Raw genomic sequence first — 25,846 nt, forward strand, 5'->3', positions numbered from 1 at the left:
TTACATGGTCCGATAATAATTCTCAATAATGTTGTGGGGCAAAATGCGGTTTCTCTGCCTATATTCGCTTTCGTTCGCTGCGTTGTCAGCTGCCTTGTCACAGCCAGCCTCTGCTCGCGACGAGCAACGCACGGACACAGCGGAACAGCAGCCGACGGAGATTATCGTCACCGGCACAAGAAGGGATACTCTTCTGCAGGATGCCGATATCTCGGTCACGGTGATCAACCGCGAAATGCTCAATGAGGCGCGCATTCGCGATGTGCGCCAGCTCGATGCGGTCGTTCCCAACGTCCAGTTCAACGAGAGCGGCCAGCTCGGCAGCACCTTCATCTCGATCCGGGGCATCGAGTCCAACCCCTTTATCGTCAACCGCGCCGCCGTTTACATCGATGGGATTCCGTTCCGCGAACTGTCCAACGCGGTTCTGAACCAGGTAGAATCGGTCGAGGTGCTGCGCGGCCCGCAGGCGACGCTTTATGGGGCGAACAGCGAGTCAGGACTGATCGTCATCAACACCCGCGCACCGAGTGACTACCCGATTGCCGAAGCCCGTGCGACCGGCACGGCTTTCGGCGGAGGCGCGAACGGCGCCGTCGATGGATTTGTCGGAGGGCCGCTGGCAGGCGATAGCTTGTCCGGCTCGCTTGCCTTCAAGGTTTCGCGGGGGGACAGCTTCCTGCGCAACATCCAGCCGGGCGAGCCAGAAGGAAAGATCGACGAGACGTTTCTCCAGGGACGGCTCAGATGGATCCCGACCGACCGGCTGACGCTCAATGCCACGGCATATCTGCTCTCTACCCGAGCGCCCGGCGTATTCGATCAGGAGTATCTTCCGCTCGATGTCGACCTCTACAACCGGACCTATGCGGATCTCTACAATGACGGACGTGAGATCGACCGTTTCACCTACATAAACGACGCACCAAAGCGCACCACAGAGGGCGAAGCAGTTTTCGGTGCCAGCGCAAGCTACGAGTTGGGCTACGGCACTATCGATGCTGCCGCTTCGTACCGACGATTGAAGACCGACGCCAAGGGGCTCGACTTCGATTTCACCGCGCTGCCGACGGCTGCGGGACAGGATTACAAGGACAAGGATTTCTGGAATTTCGAGCTGCGCTTTGCCTCACCCGCGGACGAGCCGTTTACCTCCATTCTGGGCGTTACCCATTACCGTCAGGCAGATGAGCGCTTTCAGACCACCTTCGTCGGGCCGGGAACGCTCGATTCCTATGCCCCGTCGCCCCGGCAATTTGCGCAGGCGCGCGACTGGGGCGTGTTTGTTTCGACCAGCTGGTCTCCCGTCCAGATACCCGATCTCACGCTCAGCGCCGGGCTTCGTTACGATCACGCACACCGCTCGGCGCAGCAGAGCGCCGGTCAGATAGACCTGGGGGGAGGGGCGCTGTTCATCTATCGCGATGCCTCGCTGGAGGGCGATTTCGACGCCGTGCTGCCGCGTTTCTCCGTCCACTACACCATATCGCCGCAGCTTTCCTTCTACGCGAATGCGGCGAAGGGCTACATCCCCGGCGGGTTCAACCTGACCGCGGCGCAGGCGGACCTCACCGACGATGTGCTGCGCTACAGCTCGGAAACGATGTGGAGCCAGGAAGCAGGCTTCAAATGGCAATCGACCGATGGCAGGCTGAGCCTTGCCGGCGCGGCATTCTATATCCGGTCAAACAACTGGCAGGAGATTCAGGTCGCCACCGATGCCTCGGGCCGGATCATCTCGTCCGACTATATCGGCTCCGACGCATCGATCGACAGCAAGGGGTTCGAACTCGAAGCATCGGCGCGGCCCGCGCCCGGACTGACGCTGACCGCCAATTTCGGGCTGTCCGACGCACGCTATCGCGATCTTCAGATCGATGCGGCGACCAATGCGCGCGGCAGGCGGGTGAAGCTGGTGCCCTCCTATGACGGTTATCTGGCGGCTCGCTACCAGACGCCCGGAGGATTCTACGGTCGCGCCGACGTCTCCTTCACCGGCAAGGAGTCGCTCGAAAGTCTGGGGCAAGCCGTGCAGCCCGCGACGCAGATGATCGGCTTGCAGGCAGGGTATGAGGCGGATCACTGGGCTGTTCGCCTGTTTGTCGAGAACCTCACCGATGTGCGGCGCGGTACGGGGCTGGCCTTCCGTAACCTTGGCTTTGGCAATGATGGCAACTGGTACGCGCCGATCGGCCGCTCGCGGCAAGGCGGGATCGAGCTTGAGTGGAAGCTATGAGCGGCACCGATCCCAGCAGCGCGGGGCTTTCGGGTGTGCCCGGGACCCTTCTCATTACACTGGCCGCTCGCGTGGTTGCCTCATCGCAGAATGCCGATCTCGGTTTCAGCGATCCGGCAGCCCAACAGGTTCCATCCGCAGACACAGGGCAAGATCGAGCGCTGGCACCAGACCCTGAAGAACCGCGTGCTACTGGAAAATTACTTCCTGCCCGGCGATCTCGAACAACAGATCGAAGCGTTCGTCGAGCACTACAACCACCAGCGCTACCACGAGAGCCTCGACAATGTGACGCCCGCCGATGCTTACTTCGGCAGGGCACCTGCCATCATCAAACGAAGAGAAAGGATCAAGCGACAGACACTTGAATATCGGCGCTTGCAACACCGCAAGCTCGCCGCCTAAACATCAATCTCAGACGAGGCTCGCACTCCGCTGATCTACGACACGAGTTGTGCCAAATGTTCTGACGACGGACAGTGCCGTAGCAGGCGTCCAGGGAGAGCCATGTCCACCGATCATATATCGGCGCGTCTTGGATTCGCGCGCACCCATTCGATACTGCAGGACGTAGGGTGCCGCGCCGGATGAAGTGACTTTCATCCCGAAGTCTTTGATATCCTCGTCCCATAAGAAAACGGCAACGCCGGCCGAGCGCATCGCATCGACCACGCGCTTACTTATTCTTCCTGTAGCCATTTTCGAGCCTCCCGCAGGTGCTTTCCAGCAATCACGGTTTCGAGATGGCGGTTGAGGCAGGCCCGGTTTGCATGTTCGCAGGTTGTGGGCGGCTCATTCATCGTCGCTTGCCAGCCGGAAGCATGTGGCGAAACGTCCCTGATCGGCGGAGCCAAGACCGGCTTCCTCGAACAGTGGCTGCCAGCGCGCGGTGACCACAGCGCGCATTTTGGCAACTAGTGCCTCGGCCTCGTCCGGGCCGAGATTGAATACCGCCGCTCCAGCCAAGGCATTTTCAAGCGTCGCATTGCGCCCTTGTGGCCCCACGCCGAGCACCAACCGTCGTTCAAGGCCGACCTGCGGCTTGGGCACGACATCGTAGAGCGGGGACAGGCGCCAGCCATTGCCGTCATAAAGGAAGCCGTGGTTGCGCAAGTGATCGTCGTCATTGGTGACGAGGATGTTGAACACCATGCGCTTGAACAGTTCCTGCAGGTCCTGGCGAACTTGTGTGCCGTACTGACGGAGGGCGCCGGCAAGGTCGGCATAGCTGTAGCGGCTGACTTCGCTTTCATGTGCTCCAAGGATGGTCAGTCCCGATGCGAAATGCCGTCGCTCCATCCCATTGCCATGTGGAGCCCGATCGAACCGCTCGATCAGATAGATGTCTCGTTCAAGTACGCGCCTGAGATCGATCGCCGGCACGTTCAGCCCGCATTCGGTCGCAAGCCGCATTGTGGCATATTCCACCCGGCATTCGGGGAAGCTGTCGTTGCGTGCTTGAAACTTGGCGATCCAGGGCTGGTCCCCGATTTCGGTCGCGGCTTTGGGGCGCGCACCGCCAAGCGATGATCCAGCCGTTAGCAGTCGCCGCAAATTTTCATCGAGTTCATCGACATGTTGTGCACGCTCAGCCGCCTCGGCCAGCTCTTCGAGCGTGAAATGTTCACCCGGCGCATCGCCTTCGCCCCAAGGTGTGATGCGCTGCGGGCGCTCCGGGGTCGGACCAAAGGCCAGACAACCAACCCGGTGTTCGCCTGATGCGAGGATAAGGTCGATCTCGTTCGGTAGCCGGTCGCCCATGGCCTTGTACATGAGATACTGGCCCCAGCCATCGGGGGCTGCATCGCGGATGGCGTTGAAAACCGCGAAGCCCTCTTCCGTGCGGAAAGTGTGGCCGCTGTCCGCGTCGTGGAGTGGCAGGGCAACCGGGTCGACCGCCAGTCGGTCGGGGCGTTCAAGATAGCGGCGGCCATAGGCAAATGTCGCGAACTTGTTGCGCGGCTCGTCGGTCATGGTGAGCAGCCCGGCTGGAACCGGACCTTCGGGCAGATGCACAAAGACATAGGTGCGCACGCTCACCATGACGGATCAGAAATCCAGATCATCGACATCCGAGGCATGGGTCGTCTTCGGGAGACGCGCGAGATCCTCGCTAATGCCCGCGCGATCGCTGTCGGCGGCAACCAGGCTGGCAAGACGCGTGGTCATACCGAACACATGGAGCGCACTGGCAAGGACCGCGAGGCCTACCGTCGGGTCGCCTGCCTCTAGGCGCTGCAACGTCTGCACCGACACAAGCATGCGCTCGGCCATAAGCCGCTGCGGCAGCTTGCGCCGCCGCCGCGCGAGCGCGATATCCTTTCCGAGCTGCGCGATGGCGCGCAGGCTCTGGGGCGGCAGTCCGCTGGCAGCTCTAGAAGCACGTGGCATAGCAGCGTAGATGACATATCATGCGTATTCTGTCAATTACACATGATATGTCATGTATATTGAGGCAATCGAAGTGCCTCTAGAATGGCAGATGTCGCCCAAGCGGACAAGCTGCGCTCATCGAAGCATGTGCCCCCCTCTCTAACCCTCTTGATCTGACAAACCTGTCCAAGTCAGCTCTGTGCGCTGTCGATAGCAGCGAGCACGTCGACCAACTGCGCGCGCAACCCAGAGAGTCCCACAGCAAGAACGAGATCACGCCGATCGGCAAGTTCGAGCACCGTCCGCAATATCTGGTCGGAATGGCGCATCAGGATAACCAGATTGTCCGCACTCGGACTATTCTTGCCGTCGAACCAGTTGCGCACAGCTCGCTCATTCGAATTCGTCAGCCTCGCAACAGTTTTTACCGATGACGCAAGAGCACCAAACTCCGTCTTCAAGGCGAGTGCGAGCGCCGCACTCAATGACGAAGGCGACAATTCGGGAAAATTATCTCCAGATTTCGACCGAAGTTTTCGGTCCTTCTCGGTGAACGACATACGCCTGATCTCCCAATAAGACTTTCCAGAGTCAGAGGGTGTCATTTCCTGGTGACATGAAGGCATTGGACCAATGCGGGCGAGCGACGAACGGACTGAAGCAGAGCATGAAGGACCGCTGATCCGGGCGGCGCAATATGTGCGCATGTCGACCGAGCATCAGAAATATTCCACTGAGAATCAGGCGGAGATCATCGCGCAATATGCCACGCGGCGCGGTTTCGAGATCGTCAAAACCTACGAGGACTCCGGCAAGAGCGGGCTGAAGCTCGAAGGCCGTCTCGCGCTGCAGCAACTGATAGACGATGTCAGAGGCGGCAAAGCCGATTTCGAGGCCGTGCTCGTCTACGACGTAAGCCGCTGGGGCCGGTTCCAGGATGCCGACGAGAGCGCCTATTACGAGTTTATCTGCCGTGAGGGCGGGATCACCGTCCACTATTGCGCCGAGCAGTTCGAGAATGACGGAAGCCTGAGCGCGACGATCATCAAGAGTATGAAGCGCGCGATGGCCGGTGAATATAGCCGCGAACTTTCGGCCAAGGTCTTCACCGGTCAGTGTCGCCTGATCCGGCTCGGCTACCGGCAGGGTGGGCCAGCGGGCTATGGCCTTCGGCGCATGCTGGTAGACGAGCATGGTGTAGTGAAGGCCGAACTGGCGCGAGGTGAGCACAAGAGCCTTCAGACCGACAGGGTCATCCTGCAACCTGGGCCGCCCGACGAAATCGAGACGGTCCGCCGCCTCTACCGCATGTTCGTGGTCCAGCAGCGGTCAGAAAGCGAAATCGCCGAGGCTCTCAACGCGGAAGGGCTGAAGACCGATCTCGGTCGAAACTGGACGCGCGGAACGGTCCACCAGATTCTGACCAACGAGAAATATATCGGCAACAATGTCTACAACCGCATCTCCTACAAACTGAAAGCGAAGCGCGTCGCCAATCCGCCCGATATGTGGGTGCGCCAGGACGGTGCTTTCGAACCGATCGTCGAACGCGATTTCTTCGACGCTGCACAGCGCATCATCCAGGCCCGTTCGCGGCGTTTCACCGACCAGGAATTGCTCGACCGGCTGTCCAGCCTTCTCGCCGACAAGGGCTGGCTTTCGGGCATGGTCATCGACGAGCTTGACGATATGCCGTCGAGTTCGACGTTCCGGCATCGCTTCGGAAGCCTGACCCGCGCCTATGAGCTTGTCGGCTACACGCCTCCGCGTGATTACAGCTATATCGAGATCAACCGCGCACTACGCGCCATGCATCCTGATATCGTCACCTCTGTCATCGACGACATCGAGGCACAGGGCGGCGCGGTGGAGCGCGATCCTCTGTCCGACCTGCTGTGCATCAATGACGAGCTCACGGTCGCGCTTGTGATCGCCCGCTGCCATATTTCGCCGGCAGGCGGAATGCGCTGGAAGGTCCGATTCGACAGCGGCCTGCGCCCCGACCTCACCATCGCCGTCCGGATGAAAGACGACAACCGGACAATCCGGGACTATTATCTCTTCCCCTGGCTCGACCTCAGCCAAACGCCGAAACTCCGGCTGGCACCGGACAATGGCATTCTGCTTGATGCCTTCCGCTATGACAGCCTGAATGCATTCGTCGAACTGACCCGCCGGTCCTCGCTGAGGAGGGCGGCATGAGCGCCGAGCCCCCCGAAATCCGGCAGGTGCCAATCGATCTTATCACTGTTCTCAATCCCCGTGCCCGCAACAAGCGCGTCTTTCAGGAACTGGTGGACTCGATCGCAGCACTGGGCCTTAAAAAGCCGATCACCGTCAGCCAGCGCCCAGGCAAGAATCGCTACGACCTCGTCTGCGGCCAAGGGCGGCTCGAAGCGTTCATTGCTCTGGGCGCCGCGGAAATCCCCGCGATCATCGTCGAAGCGAGCGAGGAGGATTGCTTCGTCATGAGCCTGGTCGAAAACCTCGCTCGCCGTCAGCATAGCCCCCTGGAACTCGTTCACGGAATCGGCGCATTGGCCGAACGCGGCTACTCCCATGCAGAGATTGCCGAAAAGGTAGGCTTCTCGGCCGATTATGTCGCCGCCATCTGCGTACTCCTCGAGCGAGGAGAGGAGAAGCTCATCAACGCCGTCGAACGCGGAACCATTCCACACTCAATTGCGATCGAAATCGCCAGGGCGAAGGAGGGTGAAGTCCAGAACGCTCTGGCCGAGGCCTATGAGCAGAACAAGCTGCCGGGAAACCAGGTCCTTACGATCCGTCAAATCATCGAACAGCGCAAGGTGAGTGGTAAACAGATCCACCGTGGTTCGGGCAAGGACTTGCGAAAGCGGAGCGTAAGTTCCGAAAGTTTGATCCGCTCCTATCAGCGTGAAACCGAGCGTCAGAAGCTGCTTATCAAACGGGCTTCGCTAGCACGAAGCCGGCTGCTCTTCGTCACCAATGCAATGCGCCGCCTGCTGGCTGACGATCATTTCGTGACGCTGATGCGTGCCGAAGGCTTGACCACCCTGCCAGAGCCTTTGGCCGACCGGATCGGCGCGGTCCCGACATCATGAACGAACAGGTAAAGATCGCCTTCGAGCAGCACGTGCTCACCGTCCCGCTCGACCGACTATTGCCGACCAAGCGCCTGCCTAAGGGACTTGAAGCGAGCGTCAAATATCGGCGCATCGCGGCTTCGGTAGGAGAAATCGGAGTGATCGAACCGCTCTCTGTCATACGCCAGAAAGGCGGCACCTATCTCATACTTGATGGGCATGTCCGGCTCGCGGCGCTGCGCGCACATGGGGCCACAGAGGCCCAATGCATCCTGGCCCATGACGACGAAGGCGTAACCTACAACAAGCGGGTCAACCGCCTGGCGGTGATCCAGGAGCACTACATGATCGTGCTTGCTCTGGAGCGCGGTGTTTCCGAGGAAAAGCTCGCGCGGGCGCTCAATGTCGACACCAAGGTCATCCGGCAGCGCCGTCACCTGCTCAACGGAATCAGTCAGGATGTGGCCGAACTGCTCAAGGACAAGCCTGTCGGACATGTGGCTTTTCAGAAACTGCGCAAGATGAAGCCGATCCGTCAGTTAGAGGTCGCCGAACTCATGATCTCGGCGAACAATTTTACCGCTTCCTATGCCAAGGCGCTGCTCGTCACCACGAAGCCGGACGACCTCCACAAGCCCGACAGACACGGCAAGGCGACCGGTCTGTCCTCCGAGCAGATGGTGCGGCTCGAACGCGAAATGGCGGAACTCAGCACCGACTACAAGGAGTTGGAGATGTCATATGGCGACGACATGCTGGTGCTGGTCGTCGCATCGGGTTTTCTGGAACGCATGCTTTCCAGACCCGAAATCGAGCACTTCCTGGAAAGCCGGCACCCCGAGTTTCTCGAGAACTTCCGATCAATCGTCCAGGCGACCGCGCTCGACCAGCCATCGGGCGTAAGCTGACCAATTGCTCAATGGGGACCGGGACCCGAAAGCGCCGGGACCGTCGGAGAAGCCGCCGCGTGGGGCGGATCAAGGGCGGTGGCGGGAACGGCGGCGACCCCGCAGCAAGCCCGCTAGGCCAGTCGCCATAGGACTGGCTGCATGCCGCTTGCGGCATGTTTGGGAAGGGCAGGCCCTGGGGCGCGTCGGTTGGGGAACCGGCGCGCCCCACTCTGTAGCGTGGGTTGTGCGCACGGTCGCGGAAAGAGAATAGGCGAGCGAGAGCGCACCATCTCATCGGGTTTTCGTGGGTTATGCCGCACTTGGGGCCGCATGGAACATGTCGAGCCAGGAAATGCGCGATAAGTAGACTAGTTCAGAACGTATTCCGCGTTCAGCTCTCCGTTTCCTTTTTCAGATCGTAAGTGAAGGGGTATCGGGCGCCTCCCTGCGGGACCGCCGCTCTATCTCCGTTGCACTCCGACCGAACCCCTTTGCGGGTTTCGTCCGATTCCGGTGACGATCGCCATGGCGGCACGGCGTATTAACGCCGATCCGTAAATCCGAGTCCACGGATTTGTGTCTTTCCGTAGTTGCGGAGATCGGGACAGGGCATTCGCCGTCCCGATCGCGCCTGTTTGTGACTCTCTCCGTCGATGGGGTGGGGCGACGCTTCCCTTTAGGCCCGCCGCGCCGGGCCGCAACGCGCGGCAAGCCGCGCTTACCTTCTCTGCGTTTCGGTCGTTACGGATGCGCCCCGGCTCTGCCGGCGGGCCTTCTGGTCGCTCCTTCGCCGCCCACCCCATTCCGGGGTGAGTGTGTGTTGAAGGAGAAGTGTGATGAACGCTGTTACCGAAACCACCGCTGCCGAGCCTGTGTCGGGCTTCGAGATTCTCGTGCCATTGAACAAGCTCAAGAAGTCCCCGCGCAATGCGCGCAAGGTGCCGCATGGGACAAGTGCCATCGAGGCGCTGGCCGCATCCATCGCGCACAAGGGGCTGATCCAGAACCTTGTGGTGGAACCCGAAGTGACGGAAGACGGAACGCCTATCGCAGCCCACTGCTTGGCCCATTCCAAGTTTGGCCAATTGCCTCTCCCACCATCACCTAATGTCTGGGAGCGACCGGTCGAGCTTCCCAGTACGCAGGAGACCTTCGCGGACCCCGAAGGCGCTTGGCGAGAGATCGTGATCGAGCCGTTCGCGAAGGGCGACCGTCCCGACCCGGCCTTCCGCAGGCATTACAGCACGCTGCATGGCACACTGTCGTTTGATGACCTTGAGAAATCGAATGCAAGTCGAGGTGCGCCTGGCGCGGTAATGTTCAGCAACGCCAAAGGGCAGCCAAGCGCAACCGCTCCCCTTCGTCGCGATCCTTACCACATTTCGGTCCACCCAGAGGATGAAGGCTTCGCGCTGCGTTCGAAGAGCAATGTGCTGACGGTTTATGGCGGAGATCTACAAGTCGATTTTGAAACTGATCTCGAAAGCGCGCCGGAGGTTGCGGCAAACCGGGATCGCCTCGGCTTGGCTGAGGGTGAGGCCCATCGAACGATACGCTGCGTCGGCCTGACCCCGGAGAGGGATCGTTATCTTTTTACACATGTCGATGAGGCTTGGTGCATCAGCCGGGAGGGAGAGCGTATCTGGGGCCTTCGCATGCCGGCCAATGAACCCACTCGCATTCGGGTCGGCTGCATGGGTTTCGGGACGGCGACCGAAATCGATGAGGCACTCAAGGTTCTGGGCCTCGATTTGCCCGTCACTCCAGAGGTGATCCGCAAGCGGTACCGACAGCTAGCGCGTCAATTCCACCCTGACATCAACCCCGGAAGCGAGGAGAAGATGAAGGCGGTGAACGTCGCCGCAGAACGTCTGACCGGGTTAGACGCGGACCAGCTTGCCGGAAAAATCGTCGAGGACGGCGGCTTCGAGATCATTGTCAGCTTCGGCGCTTCCTCCGATTGGATCTATGCAGCGGCGTTTTCAGCGGACGGGAAAACTGCGCTGTTGGGAAGCTACGCCGGTCGCGTGGTGCGCGTCGATCAAAACGGGACGCCAACCACGATCTATGATGTCGGCTCCGCACCTGTCCGGATCGTCGAGACTGACGCCTATCTCTATGTGATGACGACCACACGCCTTTACGTGTTGCACGGGGATTGCCTGATGGCGCTGGAGGACTGCCCAAGCAAATGTGACCTGCTTATTTTCGAAGAACAAGTTCTCCTGGTTGAGGCTAAAGGTGTCAGGGTTTTTACCCACGACGGTACACCACTCGGGATCGCCCTTACCAAAGCGCCGATCCGCCGTGCTTACGTGGAGGAAGGAGATCTGGTCATAGAGACACGGACGCATCGTGGGCGTTTCCGTGGCATCCGGCCATCGCCCGGGGCGTAGCAAAACATACTGATGGCAGCCTTCCCGGCAATCTCTAGCACCTCAATAACCGAGCAGAGGGCGCGAAGCTGTCGCTATTCGTCGATATGAACAAAGGGCAGGTGTTGGGCAGCTAGGTCGAGCTTGGAATGGCAGCTATGTCGGCGAAAGCTGTCGCCCTAAGACACCGCCATTGTCCTAGGTAGGGTGAGCCGATCTCTACTGCGGCAAATCCTCGCGAAAACGGTCGAGTTGGTGCATTCTCTCGTGAAGCACGGTGACGATCCCGACCGCGCCATCGGACAGTACCCGCCAATAGATATAATGATGTTGGTGGCGGCAGTAGAATCCTTCCACTCCGAACTCGGCCGGGATCGGGCGCCATGGAATTTTCCGAGCCGCGATTTCGTCGAATCGTTCGAACAGGCCTCGAATATAGCGAGCCGCCTGCTCCTCGCCCCAATTGTCGCGGGTATAGACGTAAATTTCATCGAGCCGTCGGCCCGCGCGATCCTGGACGCGAAAGACGGCCATGCGATCAGCGCCGCGCGTTGCGGGCGATCACGGTTTCGGCATCAAGGGCCTCATAGGCCGATTCCGGTGCCGCGAAAGCGGCGGTCAGTTCGGCTTTCAGTCGCTGGAACCCTTCCGTCTCAGCGCGCTCCTTGTCACGGCGGATGAGGTCGCGGACATATTCGCTGACATTCTCATAGGCACCGTCGTCGCCGACATTGTTGGCGACAAACTCGCCCAGCGTGCCGCTCACGCGCACATTCAGGGTCATGGCCTTGGGCATTGCAGCTTCCTTCATATCTTGTCCTCAATTTAAGGGATATTGTGGACAAGTGCAAGCATATGGCCATTCAGTCCGGTGCGTTACCGCATTAAACCATTGATGGTTCCCTTGTGTCACTGCCCGGCGTTCAAAGGTGCTCCTACGCCATTTCCTGTCTTTCTTCGCCAGCCTGCGACGCGCACGTTTTCCTGTTGAGCCCTTCCGCTTTACGGCTTTCTTGATGAGCCCTGACGCCGGGCGGCGGTTTGCCCGGCACGATTGCGGGGGCTCACCTTGACCGTCCATCCGATCCGTTCCGAGGCAAGTTCACGCGGCGTGCGCATGCTGCGCACGGCGCTGGGTCCGTCGATCGCGGCCTGGCTCGACGATGCGACGGTGATCGAGGTCATGTTGAACCCCGACGGTCGGCTCTGGGTCGACCGGCTGGAAGAAGACATCGCCGACACTGGCATGACGCTCAGCGCTGCCGATGGCGAACGCATTGTCCGTCTGGTCGCACACCATGTTGGCGTCGAGGTGCATGCGCGTTGCCCGCGCGTCTCGGCCGAGCTTCCGACAAGCGGCGAACGCTTCGAGGGACTGCTGCCGCCCGTCGTCGCCGCGCCCGCCTTCGCGATCCGCAAACCGGCCGTCGCGGTGTTCACGCTCGACGATTATGCGACCGCCGGAATCATGTCGGAGGCTGAGGCGGCAGCACTGCGCGAGGGTGTTGCAACACGCGCCAATATTCTCGTCGCTGGTGGGACGGGCAGCGGCAAGACCACGCTGGTCAATGCGCTGCTGGCCGAGGTGGCGAAGACGGCTGATCGCATCGTCCTGATTGAAGACACGCGCGAGCTGCAGTGCGCCGCGCCTAACCTTGTTGCCATGCGGACCAAAGATGGTGTGGTTTCGCTGTCCGATCTCGTGCGGTCCTCGCTTCACTTGCGGCCCGACCGCATTCCGATCGGCGAGGTGCGCGGCGCCGAGGCGCTCGATCTCTTGAAAGCCTGGGGCACGGGGCATCCGGGCGGGATCGGCACCATCCATGCCGGAACCGCACTCGGCGCGCTGCGGCGCATGGAACAGCTCATCCAGGAGGCCGTCGTCACGGTCCCGCGCGCGCTGCTCGCCGAGACCATCGACATCGTCGCCGTGCTGGTCCGCGACGGGCACGGCCGCCGCTTGGCCGAACTCGCCCGCGTCGACGGGCTTGATTCTTCCACCGGCGACTACCGCCTCACTGCGCTTTCCCAGCCCTCATCAGGAGACCTGCCATGATTCATGCCATCCGGCATGGCGCCCGTCGCGCTATGCTTGTTGTCACCGCCAGCGTGATTGCGCTGTCCTTGTCTTCGCCTGCTTATGCCGGCGGATCGTCGATGCCCTGGGAAGCGCCGCTCCAGTCGATCCTCGAAAGCATCGAGGGTCCGGTGGCGAAGATCATCGCGGTGATGATCATCATCATTACCGGCCTGACGCTGGCGTTCGGCGATACGTCGGGCGGCGCGCGCAGACTGATCCAGATCGTGTTCGGCCTGTCGATAGCGTTCGCCGCGTCGAGCTTCTTCCTGTCGTTCTTCTCGTTCGGCGGCGGGGCGCTGGTCGCATGAGCGACGCGGCCGATCCTGGCGAGCTGATCGCGGGCTTCCATGCGCCGGTCCATCGGGCGCTGACCGAGCCGATCTTGCTCGGCGGCGCGCCGCGCGCGCTCGCCATCGTCAATGGCACGCTGGCGGGCGCGATCGGCCTCGGCCTGCGGCTCTGGATCGCCGGCCTGGCGATCTGGGCGTTCGGTCATGTGCTGTCAGTTTGGGCCGCGCGGCGCGATCCGCAATTCGTGGACATGGCCGAAATGTGCGCTCGGGACGCACAACCATGTCTATCCACGCCTTGAAAGCAGCAGGCACCGTGAAATTGTGCATCGGCATGTCGATGATGATCGCGCTTGCCTGTTCGACTTCGGCGATCAGGTGCTCCGATACGGTCAGAGCGTCCGACTTGTTTGCAAATGATCTCGTGCTCGCTGACAGGCTGGCTTGCACGAAACCGGCGCAGGGGAAAGGCGGCGGCGTTTCGGCAAGATCGCGGACCACGGCCGGGAGATCAATCGCGCTTTTGAGCCGCTCGACAAGGTGGCGGCCCAATTCGCGACTGTGAGACCCGGCCTGCTGCGGGCTGGTGCTGATATGCAGGATGCTCATGCCGGCAACGGCGCGTGGTCGGAGTTGATATCATAGGAAAACCGCAGAGCGCGGGGCAACAATCCTTCGCGATAGTAAAATTTGTGCCCCAGTGAATTCGAAAGCGCCGTATCCAGAACCAGCAGACTGAGATCGCGCTCGCCGCACTCGGCTTTAAGTCTGTCGAGCAATCGGTGGCCTGCACCGCTTCCCCTGACATCCGCATCGGTTACGAGATCGTCCACATAGAGGTGCGGACCATAAATGAGGTTTTCCTGGATGCGGTAACCGGCCAGCGCGACAGGCTGTTCGTCCTTCCAAAGCGCGATCAGACTGTATCCGGTGGCTTTCTGCCGTTGCCATCGCGCAATAAAATCGCCCTCGTTCTCGAGGTGCGGCCGTAACTGTCGCATCAGAGGAAAACAGAGCGCCACATCCTCCGGCGTTTCGACACGTCTTACGGTGAGCGGCTGATGCCATTCTTCCCGCAACACGCTCATAATGCACGTGTCCCAGCGCTCACCATTCACCGATGCTGACGACCGGCGCGTGCCTTCAAGCTTGAGGCCCAGCTTTTCATAGGTTCTTATGGCCACCGAATTCCAGGCGTAGACATTCAATTCGACACGCTCGATCGCTTCGAAGCCGAAGGCATGCTCGGTGACGAGGCGCAGCATCTGGCTGCCTTTTCCCTGACCCCGCATCTGCGGAGCAATGACCACGCGCGAGAGGGTCGCATTGCCGCTACGCCAATCCAGCGCGAGCTGGATGTGACCGACAGATTCACCGTCCTCCTGCGCCATCCAGCATAGGCGGTTGGGAGGATTCGTCTTTCCTTCGTCGAGCATCGCCTGAAGCATTTGTGCTGCGAGAGGATAGCTGACGGACGGGCCGCCCCATTGCACGGCTTCGACTTCATTGGTGAACCAGCTGCAGACGAGATCGAAATGCTCAGCGGCAAACGGGACTAAATGGATCATGGGAATTCTTCGTATTCAGGGAGAGGAGGGGCGGTCTGACGGAGTAGCTACCGCGGAATCGGAGGCGGAAAACGCAGGGCTGCGGCGATACGGTTCCAGTTGTTGATCGCGCCGACTGTAACGGTGAGAAGCACTGCCTCTTTCTCATCGAACACAGCGCGCAGGTCTTCCCAGTCGCTCTCGCCAGGCGATGTGCAGGCGAGCTCCGTCAGCAGCTCTGCCCAGCGCAGCGCCGCCATTTCGCGTTCCGAGAAAATGCCGGCGTCGCGCCAGGCTGCAACCAGCCCAAGCTTTGTCTCATCGACAGGCAGCTTGCGGGCGATATTGAGATGCAGCTGGATGCAAAAGGCGCATCCGTTGATATGCGACACGCGCAGCTTCACCAGCTCGGTCAGCTCCTTCTCAAGCCCGACATCATCGACGCATTTGCCCAATGCGAGGAGCGCTGCGTGGGCGTCGGGTTGAGACGTTCTGAAATCGTCATAGGTCATAGGTCTTTCTCCATTCTCTGAAGGTCGGGGTTCTGTTCGCAGCCCGGTGATCGATCTGTGGCGAACGGAAGGTCGTCGCCCTCCCGCAAGGCTGTCAGAATGTCGGAGAAGCGCGTGTCGTAGCGCAGGCCGAGAACGCTTTGCGAACGGGTTGAATCGTAGACGCGCGAGATCGATTCCGGCAGTTGCCACCCCCGGCGGGCGAACAGCCGCGCTGCCTCTGGAAGCTGACGCCCGATGACTGTCTTGGCATTGCATTTGAGATCGTCTGTGTCTTCGCGCGCGAAGGGTGTCGGCGCGGACAGGATGAACGTGTCGAATCCTAGCGCTGGTGCTCGCTCCAAGGCGAGGACATGTGCTCGCGCAGCGTCCTCGACCGTCAGGCGGCAATTCAGAAACTCGTTGGCCTTGTGATTGTCCGCGCTCAGATCCGGTTGTGCGCTATCCTCTCCGGGGAAGAACCGGCCTGGTCGCAGGACGATGCAGTTCATCCGATGCTGAAGGAAATGCAGGCGGCATAGCTGTTCCGCTGCGAGCTTGGTCACGCCGTAGACATTGCGCGGCTCGAGAGGGGCATAGCTTTCGTCAAACCAGACCGCTCTCGCGGATGTCCCGGTATGCACGGCCTGGCTGGCCATGAGCGATGTGGTCGACGTGAAGACGAAGCGGTCGACCCCGGCGGCGCGCGATACCTCCAGCATGTTCAGTGTGCCGTGCACATTCGTGTCCACGAAGGCAGAGGCGGGGCATCGGGCAAGGTCGGGCTGATGCAATCCGCCCGCATGAATCACCGCGTCGATATCCGCATTGGAAAATGCCCGGTCGACCATGCTGCGATCCGAAACCGAACCGACAATCCCGGTGTACTCGCCGGGCGCGATATCGAAGCCGGTGACGTCGTGCCCCTGTTCGGCCAGCATCGGCACCAGGAAGCGGCCGAGCCATCCCGAGGATCCGGTCAGCAGAACGCGCATGTCTGTTCTTCCTTCACAACAGGGCCAGTCCGACCGAGGCGAGCAGCATGAGTGCGAAGACGATGTTGGCTGCCCGGCCAGTTTTCGGATGGTTGAGTAATTTCGAGAATGTCGCCCCGAAGGCGAGCCATGCTGTCTGGCTGACGATGATCACGCCGGTTAGCGCAGCCAGCTTGGCGACCATGTCCAGCATGAGATCGCCTGCAACAACGCTATGCCCTGAATAGACCGCGCCGATCGCGGCAAAGGCCTTGGGGTTCGCAATAGCGAGCGCAAATCCCGGCATGAAAGCGGGGGGCTTCGTGGCGGACTTCGCGGCGGGGCCCACGGGCGCGGTCGCGATTGTCCATGCAAGGTAGAGGATATAGGCGCCGGCAAGCACCATCAGCGCTGTAAGTAGGGCTGGCCAGGCAAGCAGCAATGCCGTGACGCCGGTGGCTATCATCAGCAGGGCGGCGCCGGTGCCCGCCATGACGCCGCAGAGATAGGGCAAGCCGGGGCGAAAGCCGAATGCCGATCCCAGGCCGGCTAGGCTCACTGTTACCGGGCCGGGGCTCCCCATGAGCGGGAAGGCCGCGAGCAGAAGGAAAGCCAAGTTCTCCATCGGCTAGGTTGCCAGCCCGGGCGTCAGGGGCCGCTCCCTTACGAACAGGTGCAGCACGGCGGAGAGCAGGCCGAGCAGGATCGAGACGCGCCAAATCAGCGCGTAGTTGCCATAGTAGTCATACCAGTCCCCGGCGAGCCAGATGCCAGCGAAGCTGCCGAGCTGATGGCTGAGGAATACTAATCCGAACAGCGTGCCCATCACGCGTGGCCCGAACATCGCCAGCACCAGCTCGCTCGTCAGCGGGAGGGTCGAAAGCCACAGAACCCCCATGGCGAAGGCGAAGATCATGACCGATGACGGCGTGACCGGCTGGTTGATGAAGGAGAGAATGACCAGGGCCCGCAAGGCGTAGATCGCCGACAGAATGTAGGGCTTGGGAAAGATCATGCTCAGCTGTGCGGCGAGAACCGTGCCGAGGATATTGGCCAGCCCGACCATTGACAGGGCTTTAAGGCCGAACGCGCGCAATTCCTCTGGCGACATGCTGGTGCCGGTGCAGAAATGCTCCACATAATTGGGCAAGTGGGCGGTGATGAAGCCGAGATGGAAGCCGCAGACGAAGAAGCCCGCGTTCAGGAACAGGAAGCCGCGGTGCCGGCAGGCAGAAACAACCGTGCCGACAAGCGCGACCGGAGCGATGCGCCGGAATTCGCCGGGCCTGTCGCCTTGGCTGGGGGTGGTTCGCAAATAGGGAATGCACAGGGCCATCGGCGCAATCATCGCCGCGAGGACGAGCATGGTCAGCCGCCAGTCCAGCCATTCGATGAGCCACGCAGCCACGAGCGGCACAACGACCTGTCCCGCTGAGCCCAAAGCTGACGCGATGCCGAGATAGAGGCTGCGCTTTTCGACGGGTGCGGCTCTGCCGACCACGGCCAGGACAATGCCGAATGCCGTGCCCGATATGCCCATTCCGACCAGCAGTCCGGCGCCCAGATGCTGGGCCAGTGGTGTCGTCCCGAGCGCGCAAACGACCATGCCCACGGTGTAAAAGCCAAGGCCGATCCACAAGGCGCGGCGGTCGCCATAACGATCGGCAATCAGGCCGAAGGCGGGCTGTGCGAGGCCCCATGCGAGATTCTGGATCGCGATCGAGAGGGAAAATATCTCGATCCTGCCGCCAAACAGGTCGTTCGAGAGCGGTTCGACGAGGCCGCCGAATACTGAGCGGACTCCGAAGGCGAGCGCCAGTATCACCCCACCAGCCAGGATGATCGGGAGCATCGAGCGCTTTTGCAGTGTGGATGTCTCGTCGATGACTGGCAACGCGTGTTCTGCTCCCGAATTGGTTCAGCTGAGGCCGGAACTTGACCGCTGTGTAGCACTCACCTACCAATTCGAATAACGAATGTATTTGAAGTGTGAGTTCGTAGATTCGAAATTGAAGACGTCGTTCGACATCGACTCTCTGCGGGCCATTGTGGTCGGCGCAGACCTAGGCAGCTTCTCGCGCGCAGCGGTGCAACTAGGGCGCTCGCAATCGGCGATCAGCATGCAACTCAAGAAGCTTGAGGAGCAGGCGGGCGCGCAGTTGTTCGCGCGCAAAGGCAGGGGGCTCGTCCCCACCGCCGCCGGCGAAGCGCTGATCGCCTATGCCCGCAAGATCGTGGACCTGAATGACGAAGCGGCGCTCGCTTTGGGCGCTGCCACCAATACCGGGGTTGTGCGTCTCGGATTGCCGCAGGATTTCTTCGAGGATGTAATGCCTGCAACGCTCACCGCGTTCTCCAGTCAACATCCAACCGCACAGGTCGATATCCGCGCTGGTCAAAATCATAAGCTTGCCGAGGAAGTTGCCGCAGGCAGGCTGGACGGCGCTATCGTCTATTTCGACGAGGGTTCCGGTGGCGAAGGGGAGCTGCTCTGCACCTTGCCGATGCGCTGGCTTGTCCATGAGAGTTTCAAGCCCGCAGGGGCGAAGCCGGTGCCGCTGGTGATGTTCGACCACCCCTGCCTGTTTCGTAAAGCGGCGCTGTCCGCCTTGGACCGTGCCAGACTGCCGTGGCGCGCGGCGGTGACAACCCCCAGCCTCTCCTATGTCTGGGCTGCACTTCGCTCGAAGCTTGGAATAGCTGTGCGCACTGCGCATGGTGTCCCGGAGGATATGGTCTGCGTCGATGGCAGGTTCGGCCTTCCCGACCTGCCTCCCATCGAAATCCGCCTGCTCACCTCGCAAACCGCTTCGTCTTCCGCGGAGGATATGTGTGGAATCCTGCGCGGAGAGGCAAATCGGCTGATCGCGCCGACTTGATAACCAGATGGCGTGTACGGAGCTGAAAGGATCTCATCATGACAGAAGGACCGCAACGTCCGATAGCGGCAACCATCGCGGTGGTTTTTCGTGAGGGTCAGGTCCTGCTCGTTCGCAGGGCCAATCCGCCAGATGCAGGGCGGTGGGGTTTTCCCGGCGGGAAGATCGAAACCGGCGAAACCATAGAACAGGCTGCCATTCGCGAACTTTACGAGGAAACCGCGATCCGAGGCGAGGCCTTACAAACCTTCACCGCTGTCGATGCTTTCGATTATGATGACGACGGCGGGCTTCGTCGGCACTTTATCCTTATTGCCGTGCTATGCCGATGGTGTTCGGGCGAACCTGTTGCTGGTGATGACGCGCTCGAAGCCAGATGGTTCGACCTCGCGGAACTCAAGGACGCAAACGTCGCACTCAGTCTGAATGTCAGCGAGGTTGCATGGCAGGCCACCGCCATGAGCCGAGCCAGTTAAGCGTTGGAGGTTTCGCTCAAAGTCTGATTAGCGTTCCGCGATGTCCATTGTTGCAAATCATTATCATTCGCGTTATCCGCTGGCATATATTTGCTCGACGACTTTAAAGAACCATGATCGCCGGGTTACGATCAGGGGTTATTCATGCGGGCGCATCGGCCAGCCGGCGACATCGAACTGCTCTATTCGGATCATGCCGACTGGCTGCGGAACTGGCTTCGGCAACGGACGCGTTGTGCGCAACGGGCGGCCGATCTGACCCAGGATACATTTTGCCGTCTGCTGGAACGCCCGACACAGCCGATGCCTTGTGCTCCGCGTGGATTTTTGGCGACTGTGGCCCGTCGGCTGCTGATCGATGACATACGCCACCGGGAGATCGAACGGGCAGTGCGTGATGCCTTCGCTCTGACTGAGGACGCATATGACGCTTTCACACCAGAAAGAATTGTCGAAGCGGTGAACCTTCTCGATGCGGTCATGCGCCTACTGGACGCATTGCCGGAGCAGGCGCGGCAGGCGTTCGTGTTGCGCCGCATTGAGGGTCTGCAACAGGCCGAGATAGCCGCAAGGCTGGGCATTTCGCTAAGTACGGTCAAGCGCCACATCGCGCTTGCCTACGCGCATTGTTATGCCTTCGCCGATGCCGCCTGATGGCTGACGCCAGCGACAAACAGGCTGTTATCGCGCAGGCCGCTGAATGGGCAGCGATGATCGATGCGGATGACATGAGCGAGAACGAACGTGCCGAGTGTGAAGCCTGGTGCGCCGCCGAACCCGGCCACCGCGAGGTACTGGAGAGGATGCTGCGTTTTCATGATCGTGTGAACCAGGTCGGAGCTGTCGAGAAAACGGCCTTGCGCAAGGTGTTGGACCAGCGGGCCACTGCTCGCCGTGTTGGCGGCGCGACTTTTCTGGCTCTGTGCCTCGCCGTCTCCGGCTGGCTGCTTCTGCGTCAGCACCCCATCGATGCGCCTGCAATTGTCTATCACACTGAGCGTGGAGAGCAGCGCGTTGTCGAGCTGGATGACGGCAGCCGCCTGACGATCGATACGGATGGTTTGATCGATGTGACGATGACCACCGATCGGCGTCAGGTTCATCTTCGCAAGGGCCAGGTTTTTGCCGAAGTCCGCAAAGACGCCTCGCTGCCTTTTGTCATCACCACACAGGACGGCAGTGCGACCGCGCTAGGCACCGCCTTCGCGGTTCGGCAAACGGAGGCGGCGAGCGTCGTCACGGTCACGCAATCGCGTGTGCGTGTGTGTCCGGGTGGTGCGCCGCAGACGGACACACGCTGCCTGACCCTGTCCCCCGGCCAGCGCGCGAGCATGACGCCGGAGGCGGTTTCCCGTCTGCCGGATATTGACCCGGAGCTGGCCCTTCTCTGGACGGAGGGGTGGCTCGAAGCGGACGATCAGGATGTGGCGGCCGTGCTCAGCGAGCTTGGCCGCTACAGCGCCAGACCCATCCGCTTCGACGCGGAGCAACTGGCCGGGCGCCGCGTGACTGGCAGCTATCCTCTGACCGATATCGACCGCGCATTGGAGGGCCTTGCGCGCACCGCAAATCTGGATGTGCGGAAGGCCGACAATGACATCGTGATTGTCCCGCGCTGAAGTTTTTTGAGCCGTTTGCCGATCTCGTCCGTCCCGCTGGTGAAAGCGGATCACGCACCACGGATTACAAGAGGCTCACTTCAATGCATCAGTTCGCACGCACATTTCTTCACGCCACGGCGCTTGTCGCATTGTCCGGCGCGGGTGCGACGTTGGCTGCTCAGCCGGCATCGGCGCAGTCCGAAACGCAAGTTCGGCTGAATATTCCCGCCGGATCGCTGGGTTCGGCGATTGCACGCCTGGGAAGGCAGGCAAGTGTCATGATCACAGTGGACCCCGATCTTGTGCGGGGAAAGCGGACGAGTGGCCTGCAAGGGACCTATTCGCCGCGTCAGGGGCTCGATGCCTTGTTGCGAGGCAGCGGCGTTGTCGCGCGGTCGGATGGCAAGGGTGGCTATGTCCTGACCGCTGCGCCTGCGCCTCGGTCGGTAGCGGGGGAGGCTGACGAGCCGTCTCCCCCGGCGGCGCCCGTTGCGACACCGCCGGAGCGCAGAGCGCCAACGGAAATCATCGTAACCGGGCAAAAGGCAGAGCGCACACTACTCGACACGCAGGCCAGCGTGGCTGTGACCACGGCGCAAGACATCCGGGAAAAGGACATCACCAGTTTCCGCGAAGCGTTTCGCACCATGGGTAACGTCATGGATGGCGACTGGCTGGATACTGGCTTCATCATCCGCGGTGTCAATTCGGAGGGGTTGGTTTCAGGCGCGCCTCTCGCTGCGCTTTATGTAGACGGCGCCGAGCAGTCCCGGATGGGAACCCGGCGGGGCGCCCGCGGACTTTGGGACGTGGAGCAGGTCGAGGTGTATCGCGGCCCTCAATCCACCTTGACCGGCCGCGCAGCGATGGCAGGCGCCATCTATGTCAACACGCGCGATCCCGGTTATGCGTTTGATGCCGCCGCGCGGCTCAGTGCCGGTGAGCTTGATACCCGCGAGGCCGCCATCGCCCTTGGCGGGCCTGTGGTGGAGGATGTGCTCGCGGTTCGCTTCGCGGCGGAATATCAGCGGCGCGACAGCGAAGTGAACTATCCCGACTTCGAGCAGTATGACCGCTATGGCAAGCTGGCCGAAGATGAGTATTACCAGCTTCGCGGCAAAGTGCGGCTCGATCCGTTACCCGGCCTCACGGCGCATTTCTCCTACGCCTACAGCTACGACTCCCCCGCTTACGACGACATCGGCGGGCCGGGTCTCGGCTGGGATTTCGCTGACCAGCGCGGCGATTTCAACGCGCCTTACTATCAGGAAGTGCGCAGCACGAAGAACCATTCCAGTGCGTCGCGGATTGCTTACGAACTGTCACCTGAGATCACGCTTTCGTCCATCACATCGCTGGTGAACACCCATTCGGATCGTGGATCGGTCAATGCCGGAACGGCCGGTGAAACGCTTGTCCTGACCGGCGGTGAGAAGGACCGGGTATTCACACAGGAGCTGCGGCTCAATTATGAAGGCGCAACCGGCATTCGCGGTGTCGCGGGTCTGTATTACAATTTCTCGCGCAGCAGCGCCGACAGGATCATCACCACCCCGCGCGGCACCACCACGCGCACGGATGACAGCACTCTGCTCAATCGCGCGCGCAACTATGCACTGTTCGGTGAAATCACGGTTCCCGTGGTCGACAGGGTGAGCCTGATCGCAGGGGGGCGCATCGATCACACGGATATGCTGCTCGAATCGCATCTGACGCGCAGCTATGCGGACAACTCGCAGCCCGTTTCCAATGTCGACTATGACGGCACGCGGAACGAGACCGAGTTTCTGCCCAAGCTTGGCGTGGATGTGTCGTTGTCACCGGAAACGAAGTTGGGCTTCGTCCTCCAGCGCGGTTGGCGTCCCGGTGGCATCACGCGCGACAGCGATGGTGTGGTGATGACTTTCGGCCCGGAGAAGGCAACGACGTATGAGAGCTCGTTGCGGCATAATCTGGGTTCGGCTGGGACCGTCTCGCTCAACGTGTTCTATACCGACTGGACCGACCAACAGATCCAGTTCGATACGATGAATTCGGATGGCAGCCGGACAAGAAGCGTCGCCAATGCAGGCAAGTCCCGCCTTTATGGCGGTGAGCTGGAGGCAAAGCTGAACCCGCTGCCCAACATCTCCGGTTTTCTGTCGCTTGGTTATGTGAACAGCCGTTTCACCGATTTTCAGGCGGCTGACCTTGGTGATTTTACCGGCCTTTCATTTCCGCAGGCGCCCGACTGGACGGTCGCCGCAGGCGTTGACTATCGCCCCCGGCAAGGCTTCTTCGTCGGCGCCGACATCAAGTACACCGGCACCTTCCTTGCGCGCGATATGCAGAACGCGCCGATCGACGAGCTCGGCGATTATCTGATCGCGAATGCCCGTGTCGGCTACTCACTGCCCAATGTCTCCTTGATGGTGTTCGCGGAAAACCTGTTCGACAAGCAGTACTACACCTACTTCGACCGCACCGATTATGGATATGGTGACGGCGAACAGGACTATTACGCCACGATGGGGCGCTCACGCGTGATCGGGGTAACGTTGCAAGCCCGGTACTGATGCCGACAAGCTCTGTCGTCTTCTCGACGCTTGCTCTTATGGGCGGCGTCCTGACGCTGCGGCTCGCCTGGGGGCAGCCGCAGCGAAGGGTGCAATGGCTGTGCGCCGTGGCGCTGGCATTGTTTGCCGCAGTATTTTTCGCTCTTCAGGCGACAAGCGTGGAACTGGCAGTCGCCATTCTTTCGGTTGCCGTATCCGTGCCTGCATACATTCTTGTCGTCACCAATGCGACACGGCGTCCGCGTGTCAGCCCCAGAGTGCGAACCGCCGCAGCCGATGGCCAGATGGTCTCGACGCGGTTGGCCTTGCGCTGGGTGGGCGCAGGGCCGTGTGCACTGGCCGCGTCTGTCGCAGGAACCGCAGGGGCAGCGATCTGGCTTCCCGGTAACTCAGACCTGCGTCTGATCCTGGCCATCCTGCTGTTCCCGCTTCTCTGGGCGACATTGGGCGGCTGGGTTCTCGGCAGTGAACAACCGACGCGTTTGTCAGCAGCGATGGTGCTTGTCTCCGGCCTTGCAGCAATAGCTATCGCATTCAGGTTTATCGGATGAGCGGCGCGCAAAAATCGCAACCGCGCGGATATCGCCGCCTGATTGCCCAGTCTCTGCGGGCGCATTCGCTATTGGGGCTGGTGCTGGGCGCGCTCATATATCAGGTTTGCCTGACCGGTACCCTGAGCATGCTCGCGCCGGAATGGAAACGCTGGGAACAGCCCGATGCTGCACGGGTGGAAGCGGGCGATGCGCGCGCTTTCGCGGCGGCACTTACGGCCGGTGTCGAGCAGGCGGGCGATTCGAATGCCACCGTGATGGTTTTTGGGCCGACAGACGATCTGCCGCGCATGCGCGTTCGCGTGCCGGGTGTGCTTGATAGCTGGACCGATGCCAAAGGAACGCCGGTGGCTTCCGCTATAACCCCGTGGACGACTTTCCTCGTCAGCCTGCACGACAGCCTGCATCTTCGATTCCCCTGGGGGCGCTTGCTGATCGCGATATCGGGCGTAGCGCTGCTGGCTGCGATAGGGACGGGTGTTCTGGCCCATAGCCGGATATTCAAAGATGCTTTCCGGCTGCGCCTTGGCGGTTCGCCGCGGCTGGAGGCTGCGGACCTGCACAACCGGATGAGCGTGTGGGCGCTGCCATTCCATACTGCCATTGCGCTTACCGGCGCGGCACTGGCGCTTGTTGCGATTGCCTGGCCGCTGTTGGGATTACTTGAAGACAATGCGGACGAGCTTTACGGCCCACCTGCGGAGGCGGCTCTGCATATGGCAGAAACTCCGCCGGATATTGCCGCCATGATCGATGAAGTCGAACGACAGGCGGCTCCGGCACGGGTGAACTTCCTGCTGGTCCAGCGTGCGGGAAGTCGGGACCCCGTTATAGAAATTGGCACCGATGCTCCGCGCGATCTGGCCAATGGCGAAGCATGGCATCCGACGGGTGACGGCAGCAGTTTTGTCAAAAGCGGTTTCACCGACGGCAGCGCGGGCAAGCAGATACAGGCGGCGCTCTATCCGTTGCATGTCGGCAAATTCGGCGGGCTGCCCATGCGCCTGCTCTATGTCTTCTTGGGGCTCGCCTTGTGCTGGATCACCGCCACCGGCATGACGATCTGGTTCGAACGGCGGCGATCAAAGGGGCAGCGCTCTGCCATTCTCGAACGGCTCTGGTGCGCTATATTGTGGGGCCAGCCCCTCGCGCTCTCTACATCCGCTCTGATCGCGGCGATGGATTTGGTGTCGCCCGCAGAGGCATATGCCGGGATGACGCTCCTCACTTTGCTTGTATCGGCCTCGCCACTCAGATTGCCGCGCCTCTCGATGGGATTGAGACTGCTTACTTTGATCGCGATTGCTGCAGCCTGTCTGGCCCACTTGGCCCAGTTTGGCTGGGCGGCGATGGATCCGCTGGCCCGTTGGATGAACGTGTCTCTGCTGGTCGTAGCCCTTGTCGCTGGTGCTGCACTGGCATGGAAGCTCTTCCGGTCGAACTCTGTCTTGCCTGCGTAAAGC

25 protein-coding genes and 3 pseudogenes are annotated in these 25,846 nt (G+C 61.0%); 17 read left to right on the forward strand and 11 right to left on the reverse strand.

The genetic code is table 11. The features are described 5' to 3' along the window. Positions 1-43: 43 nt before the first annotated feature. Positions 44-2,236: a TonB-dependent receptor gene (locus GRI39_RS12840; RefSeq protein WP_160740128.1), complete on the forward strand. Its 2,193-nt coding sequence runs from the start codon at positions 44-46 to the stop codon at positions 2,234-2,236. Positions 2,237-2,368: 132 nt separating this feature from the next. Next, a pseudogene (locus GRI39_RS12845) lies at positions 2,369-2,641 on the forward strand (integrase core domain-containing protein); the annotation flags it as partial. A 387-nt stretch (positions 2,642-3,028) separates the two neighbouring features. Here GRI39_RS12845 and GRI39_RS12850 read toward each other — a convergent pair. From GRI39_RS12850 to GRI39_RS12860, 3 genes are all read right to left on the reverse strand, one after another. Further along, positions 3,029-4,279 (reverse strand): type II toxin-antitoxin system HipA family toxin, encoded by a 1,251-nt coding sequence (locus GRI39_RS12850; RefSeq protein ID WP_160740129.1) that lies wholly within the window; start codon positions 4,277-4,279, stop codon positions 3,029-3,031. A 6-nt stretch (positions 4,280-4,285) separates the two neighbouring features. Further along, entirely contained in the window at positions 4,286-4,627 is a 342-nt protein-coding gene (locus tag GRI39_RS12855; protein ID WP_160740130.1) for a helix-turn-helix domain-containing protein, read from the reverse strand. A 173-nt stretch (positions 4,628-4,800) separates the two neighbouring features. Next, a complete protein-coding gene (locus tag GRI39_RS12860; protein ID WP_160740131.1) occupies positions 4,801-5,169 on the reverse strand; it encodes a hypothetical protein in 369 nt (122 codons plus the stop codon). A 73-nt stretch (positions 5,170-5,242) separates the two neighbouring features. Between GRI39_RS12860 and GRI39_RS12865 the strand changes: the two genes are divergently transcribed. The 5 genes and pseudogenes from GRI39_RS12865 (at position 5,243) to GRI39_RS14850 (ending at position 10,960) form a co-directional block, all read left to right on the forward strand. Further along, positions 5,243-6,811, forward strand: a complete 1,569-nt coding sequence (locus tag GRI39_RS12865) for a recombinase family protein (RefSeq protein WP_160740132.1) — start codon at positions 5,243-5,245, stop codon at positions 6,809-6,811. Then, entirely contained in the window at positions 6,808-7,692 is an 885-nt protein-coding gene (locus tag GRI39_RS12870) for a plasmid partitioning protein RepB C-terminal domain-containing protein (RefSeq protein ID WP_160740133.1), read from the forward strand. Before GRI39_RS12865 ends, GRI39_RS12870 begins: the two co-directional genes overlap by 4 nt. Further along, a complete protein-coding gene (locus tag GRI39_RS12875) occupies positions 7,689-8,582 on the forward strand; it encodes a plasmid partitioning protein RepB C-terminal domain-containing protein (protein ID WP_160740134.1) in 894 nt (297 codons plus the stop codon). Before GRI39_RS12870 ends, GRI39_RS12875 begins: the two co-directional genes overlap by 4 nt. Positions 8,583-9,400: 818 nt before the next feature. Continuing rightward, a pseudogene (locus tag GRI39_RS14640) lies at positions 9,401-9,601 on the forward strand (ParB N-terminal domain-containing protein); the annotation flags it as partial. Positions 9,602-10,258: 657 nt separating this feature from the next. Beyond that, entirely contained in the window at positions 10,259-10,960 is a 702-nt protein-coding gene (locus tag GRI39_RS14850) for a DnaJ domain-containing protein (RefSeq protein ID WP_246205085.1), read from the forward strand. Between the two features lie 198 nt (positions 10,961-11,158). On the opposite strand, the gene GRI39_RS12885 is transcribed toward GRI39_RS14850, so the two are convergent. Both GRI39_RS12885 and GRI39_RS12890 read right to left on the reverse strand, forming a co-directional pair. Further along, on the reverse strand, positions 11,159-11,473 hold the full coding sequence (locus tag GRI39_RS12885) for a type II toxin-antitoxin system RelE/ParE family toxin (protein WP_160740136.1): 315 nt from the start codon (positions 11,471-11,473) through the stop codon (positions 11,159-11,161). 4 nt (positions 11,474-11,477) lie between these two features. Next, a complete protein-coding gene (locus tag GRI39_RS12890) occupies positions 11,478-11,735 on the reverse strand; it encodes a ribbon-helix-helix domain-containing protein (RefSeq protein WP_211371615.1) in 258 nt (85 codons plus the stop codon). A gap of 273 nt (positions 11,736-12,008) precedes the next feature. Here GRI39_RS12890 and trbB point away from each other — a divergent pair, with 273 nt between their 5' ends. Genes trbB through GRI39_RS14650 form a run of 3 tightly spaced genes read left to right on the forward strand, consistent with a single transcriptional unit; the run spans position 12,009 to position 13,611 of the window. Next, positions 12,009-12,995, forward strand: coding sequence for a P-type conjugative transfer ATPase TrbB (gene trbB, locus GRI39_RS12895; RefSeq protein WP_160740137.1), 987 nt, complete (start codon positions 12,009-12,011; stop codon positions 12,993-12,995). Next, positions 12,992-13,327: a TrbC/VirB2 family type IV secretion system protein gene (locus tag GRI39_RS12900; RefSeq protein ID WP_160740138.1), complete on the forward strand. Its 336-nt coding sequence runs from the start codon at positions 12,992-12,994 to the stop codon at positions 13,325-13,327. The genes trbB and GRI39_RS12900 overlap by 4 nt, the downstream gene beginning before the upstream one ends. Next, a complete protein-coding gene (locus GRI39_RS14650; protein WP_246205075.1) occupies positions 13,324-13,611 on the forward strand; it encodes a VirB3 family type IV secretion system protein in 288 nt (95 codons plus the stop codon). Before GRI39_RS12900 ends, GRI39_RS14650 begins: the two co-directional genes overlap by 4 nt. A 13-nt stretch (positions 13,612-13,624) precedes the next feature. On the opposite strand, the pseudogene GRI39_RS14840 reads toward GRI39_RS14650, so the two are convergent. From GRI39_RS14840 to GRI39_RS12930, 6 genes and pseudogenes are all read right to left on the reverse strand, one after another. Continuing rightward, positions 13,625-13,918: pseudogene (locus GRI39_RS14840) on the reverse strand (NAD(P)H-dependent oxidoreductase); the annotation flags it as partial. Beyond that, entirely contained in the window at positions 13,915-14,877 is a 963-nt protein-coding gene (locus GRI39_RS12910) for a GNAT family N-acetyltransferase (protein ID WP_160740140.1), read from the reverse strand. The gene GRI39_RS12910 and the pseudogene GRI39_RS14840, both read right to left, overlap by 4 nt. A 47-nt stretch (positions 14,878-14,924) precedes the next feature. Continuing rightward, complete coding sequence (locus GRI39_RS12915) at positions 14,925-15,368, reverse strand: carboxymuconolactone decarboxylase family protein (RefSeq protein WP_160740141.1); 444 nt, start codon at positions 15,366-15,368, stop codon at positions 14,925-14,927. Beyond that, positions 15,365-16,342 carry an NAD-dependent epimerase/dehydratase family protein gene (locus GRI39_RS12920; protein ID WP_160740142.1) on the reverse strand — a complete coding sequence of 326 codons (978 nt, stop codon included), beginning with the start codon at positions 16,340-16,342 and terminating at the stop codon, positions 15,365-15,367. The genes GRI39_RS12915 and GRI39_RS12920 overlap by 4 nt, the downstream gene beginning before the upstream one ends. 13 nt (positions 16,343-16,355) lie before the next feature. Beyond that, positions 16,356-16,937 carry a LysE family translocator gene (locus GRI39_RS12925; RefSeq protein ID WP_211371605.1) on the reverse strand — a complete coding sequence of 194 codons (582 nt, stop codon included), beginning with the start codon at positions 16,935-16,937 and terminating at the stop codon, positions 16,356-16,358. Between the two features lie 12 nt (positions 16,938-16,949). Next, the gene (locus tag GRI39_RS12930; RefSeq protein WP_160740144.1) at positions 16,950-18,215 is read right to left on the reverse strand and encodes an MFS transporter; all 1,266 of its coding nucleotides are present in this window, start codon (positions 18,213-18,215) and stop codon (positions 16,950-16,952) included. A 115-nt stretch (positions 18,216-18,330) separates the two neighbouring features. Here GRI39_RS12930 and GRI39_RS12935 point away from each other — a divergent pair, with 115 nt between their 5' ends. The 7 genes from GRI39_RS12935 (at position 18,331) to GRI39_RS12965 (ending at position 25,843) form a co-directional block, all read left to right on the forward strand. After that, complete coding sequence (locus tag GRI39_RS12935; RefSeq protein ID WP_211371606.1) at positions 18,331-19,200, forward strand: LysR substrate-binding domain-containing protein; 870 nt, start codon at positions 18,331-18,333, stop codon at positions 19,198-19,200. Positions 19,201-19,238: 38 nt separating this feature from the next. Beyond that, a complete protein-coding gene (locus GRI39_RS12940; protein WP_160740145.1) occupies positions 19,239-19,676 on the forward strand; it encodes an NUDIX hydrolase in 438 nt (145 codons plus the stop codon). Between the two features lie 144 nt (positions 19,677-19,820). Continuing rightward, positions 19,821-20,330: a sigma-70 family RNA polymerase sigma factor gene (locus tag GRI39_RS12945; protein ID WP_160740146.1), complete on the forward strand. Its 510-nt coding sequence runs from the start codon at positions 19,821-19,823 to the stop codon at positions 20,328-20,330. Beyond that, on the forward strand, positions 20,303-21,295 hold the full coding sequence (locus GRI39_RS12950) for a FecR family protein (protein ID WP_160740147.1): 993 nt from the start codon (positions 20,303-20,305) through the stop codon (positions 21,293-21,295). Before GRI39_RS12945 ends, GRI39_RS12950 begins: the two co-directional genes overlap by 28 nt. 83 nt (positions 21,296-21,378) lie before the next feature. After that, entirely contained in the window at positions 21,379-23,832 is a 2,454-nt protein-coding gene (locus GRI39_RS12955) for a TonB-dependent receptor (RefSeq protein ID WP_160740148.1), read from the forward strand. Further along, a complete protein-coding gene (locus GRI39_RS12960) occupies positions 23,832-24,383 on the forward strand; it encodes a hypothetical protein (RefSeq protein ID WP_160740149.1) in 552 nt (183 codons plus the stop codon). Before GRI39_RS12955 ends, GRI39_RS12960 begins: the two co-directional genes overlap by 1 nt. After that, complete coding sequence (locus GRI39_RS12965; protein WP_160740150.1) at positions 24,380-25,843, forward strand: PepSY-associated TM helix domain-containing protein; 1,464 nt, start codon at positions 24,380-24,382, stop codon at positions 25,841-25,843. Before GRI39_RS12960 ends, GRI39_RS12965 begins: the two co-directional genes overlap by 4 nt. The last annotated feature ends 3 nt before the right edge of the window (positions 25,844-25,846 follow it).

This window comes from Altericroceibacterium indicum, from assembly GCF_009828105.1.
Classification (GTDB): domain Bacteria; phylum Pseudomonadota; class Alphaproteobacteria; order Sphingomonadales; family Sphingomonadaceae; genus Altericroceibacterium; species Altericroceibacterium indicum.

Coding starts and splice junctions, on each gene's coding strand:
- GRI39_RS12910 (WP_160740140.1), bottom strand. CDS start 14,877: ATGATCCATTTAGTCCCGTTTGCCGCTGAGCATTTCGATCTCGTCTGC.
- GRI39_RS12860 (WP_160740131.1), bottom strand. CDS start 5,169: ATGTCGTTCACCGAGAAGGACCGAAAACTTCGGTCGAAATCTGGAGAT.
- GRI39_RS12890 (WP_211371615.1), bottom strand. CDS start 11,735: ATGCCCAAGGCCATGACCCTGAATGTGCGCGTGAGCGGCACGCTGGGC.
- GRI39_RS12915 (WP_160740141.1), bottom strand. CDS start 15,368: ATGACCTATGACGATTTCAGAACGTCTCAACCCGACGCCCACGCAGCG.
- GRI39_RS12940 (WP_160740145.1), top strand. CDS start 19,239: ATGACAGAAGGACCGCAACGTCCGATAGCGGCAACCATCGCGGTGGTT.
- GRI39_RS12920 (WP_160740142.1), bottom strand. CDS start 16,342: ATGCGCGTTCTGCTGACCGGATCCTCGGGATGGCTCGGCCGCTTCCTG.
- GRI39_RS14850 (WP_246205085.1), top strand. CDS start 10,259: ATGGGTTTCGGGACGGCGACCGAAATCGATGAGGCACTCAAGGTTCTG.
- GRI39_RS12850 (WP_160740129.1), bottom strand. CDS start 4,279: ATGGTGAGCGTGCGCACCTATGTCTTTGTGCATCTGCCCGAAGGTCCG.
- GRI39_RS12955 (WP_160740148.1), top strand. CDS start 21,379: ATGCATCAGTTCGCACGCACATTTCTTCACGCCACGGCGCTTGTCGCA.
- GRI39_RS12870 (WP_160740133.1), top strand. CDS start 6,808: ATGAGCGCCGAGCCCCCCGAAATCCGGCAGGTGCCAATCGATCTTATC.
- GRI39_RS12945 (WP_160740146.1), top strand. CDS start 19,821: ATGCGGGCGCATCGGCCAGCCGGCGACATCGAACTGCTCTATTCGGAT.
- GRI39_RS12865 (WP_160740132.1), top strand. CDS start 5,243: ATGCGGGCGAGCGACGAACGGACTGAAGCAGAGCATGAAGGACCGCTG.
- GRI39_RS14650 (WP_246205075.1), top strand. CDS start 13,324: ATGAGCGACGCGGCCGATCCTGGCGAGCTGATCGCGGGCTTCCATGCG.
- GRI39_RS12885 (WP_160740136.1), bottom strand. CDS start 11,473: ATGGCCGTCTTTCGCGTCCAGGATCGCGCGGGCCGACGGCTCGATGAA.
- GRI39_RS12840 (WP_160740128.1), top strand. CDS start 44: ATGCGGTTTCTCTGCCTATATTCGCTTTCGTTCGCTGCGTTGTCAGCT.
- GRI39_RS12960 (WP_160740149.1), top strand. CDS start 23,832: ATGCCGACAAGCTCTGTCGTCTTCTCGACGCTTGCTCTTATGGGCGGC.
- GRI39_RS12900 (WP_160740138.1), top strand. CDS start 12,992: ATGATTCATGCCATCCGGCATGGCGCCCGTCGCGCTATGCTTGTTGTC.
- GRI39_RS12855 (WP_160740130.1), bottom strand. CDS start 4,627: ATGCCACGTGCTTCTAGAGCTGCCAGCGGACTGCCGCCCCAGAGCCTG.
- GRI39_RS12965 (WP_160740150.1), top strand. CDS start 24,380: ATGAGCGGCGCGCAAAAATCGCAACCGCGCGGATATCGCCGCCTGATT.
- GRI39_RS12875 (WP_160740134.1), top strand. CDS start 7,689: ATGAACGAACAGGTAAAGATCGCCTTCGAGCAGCACGTGCTCACCGTC.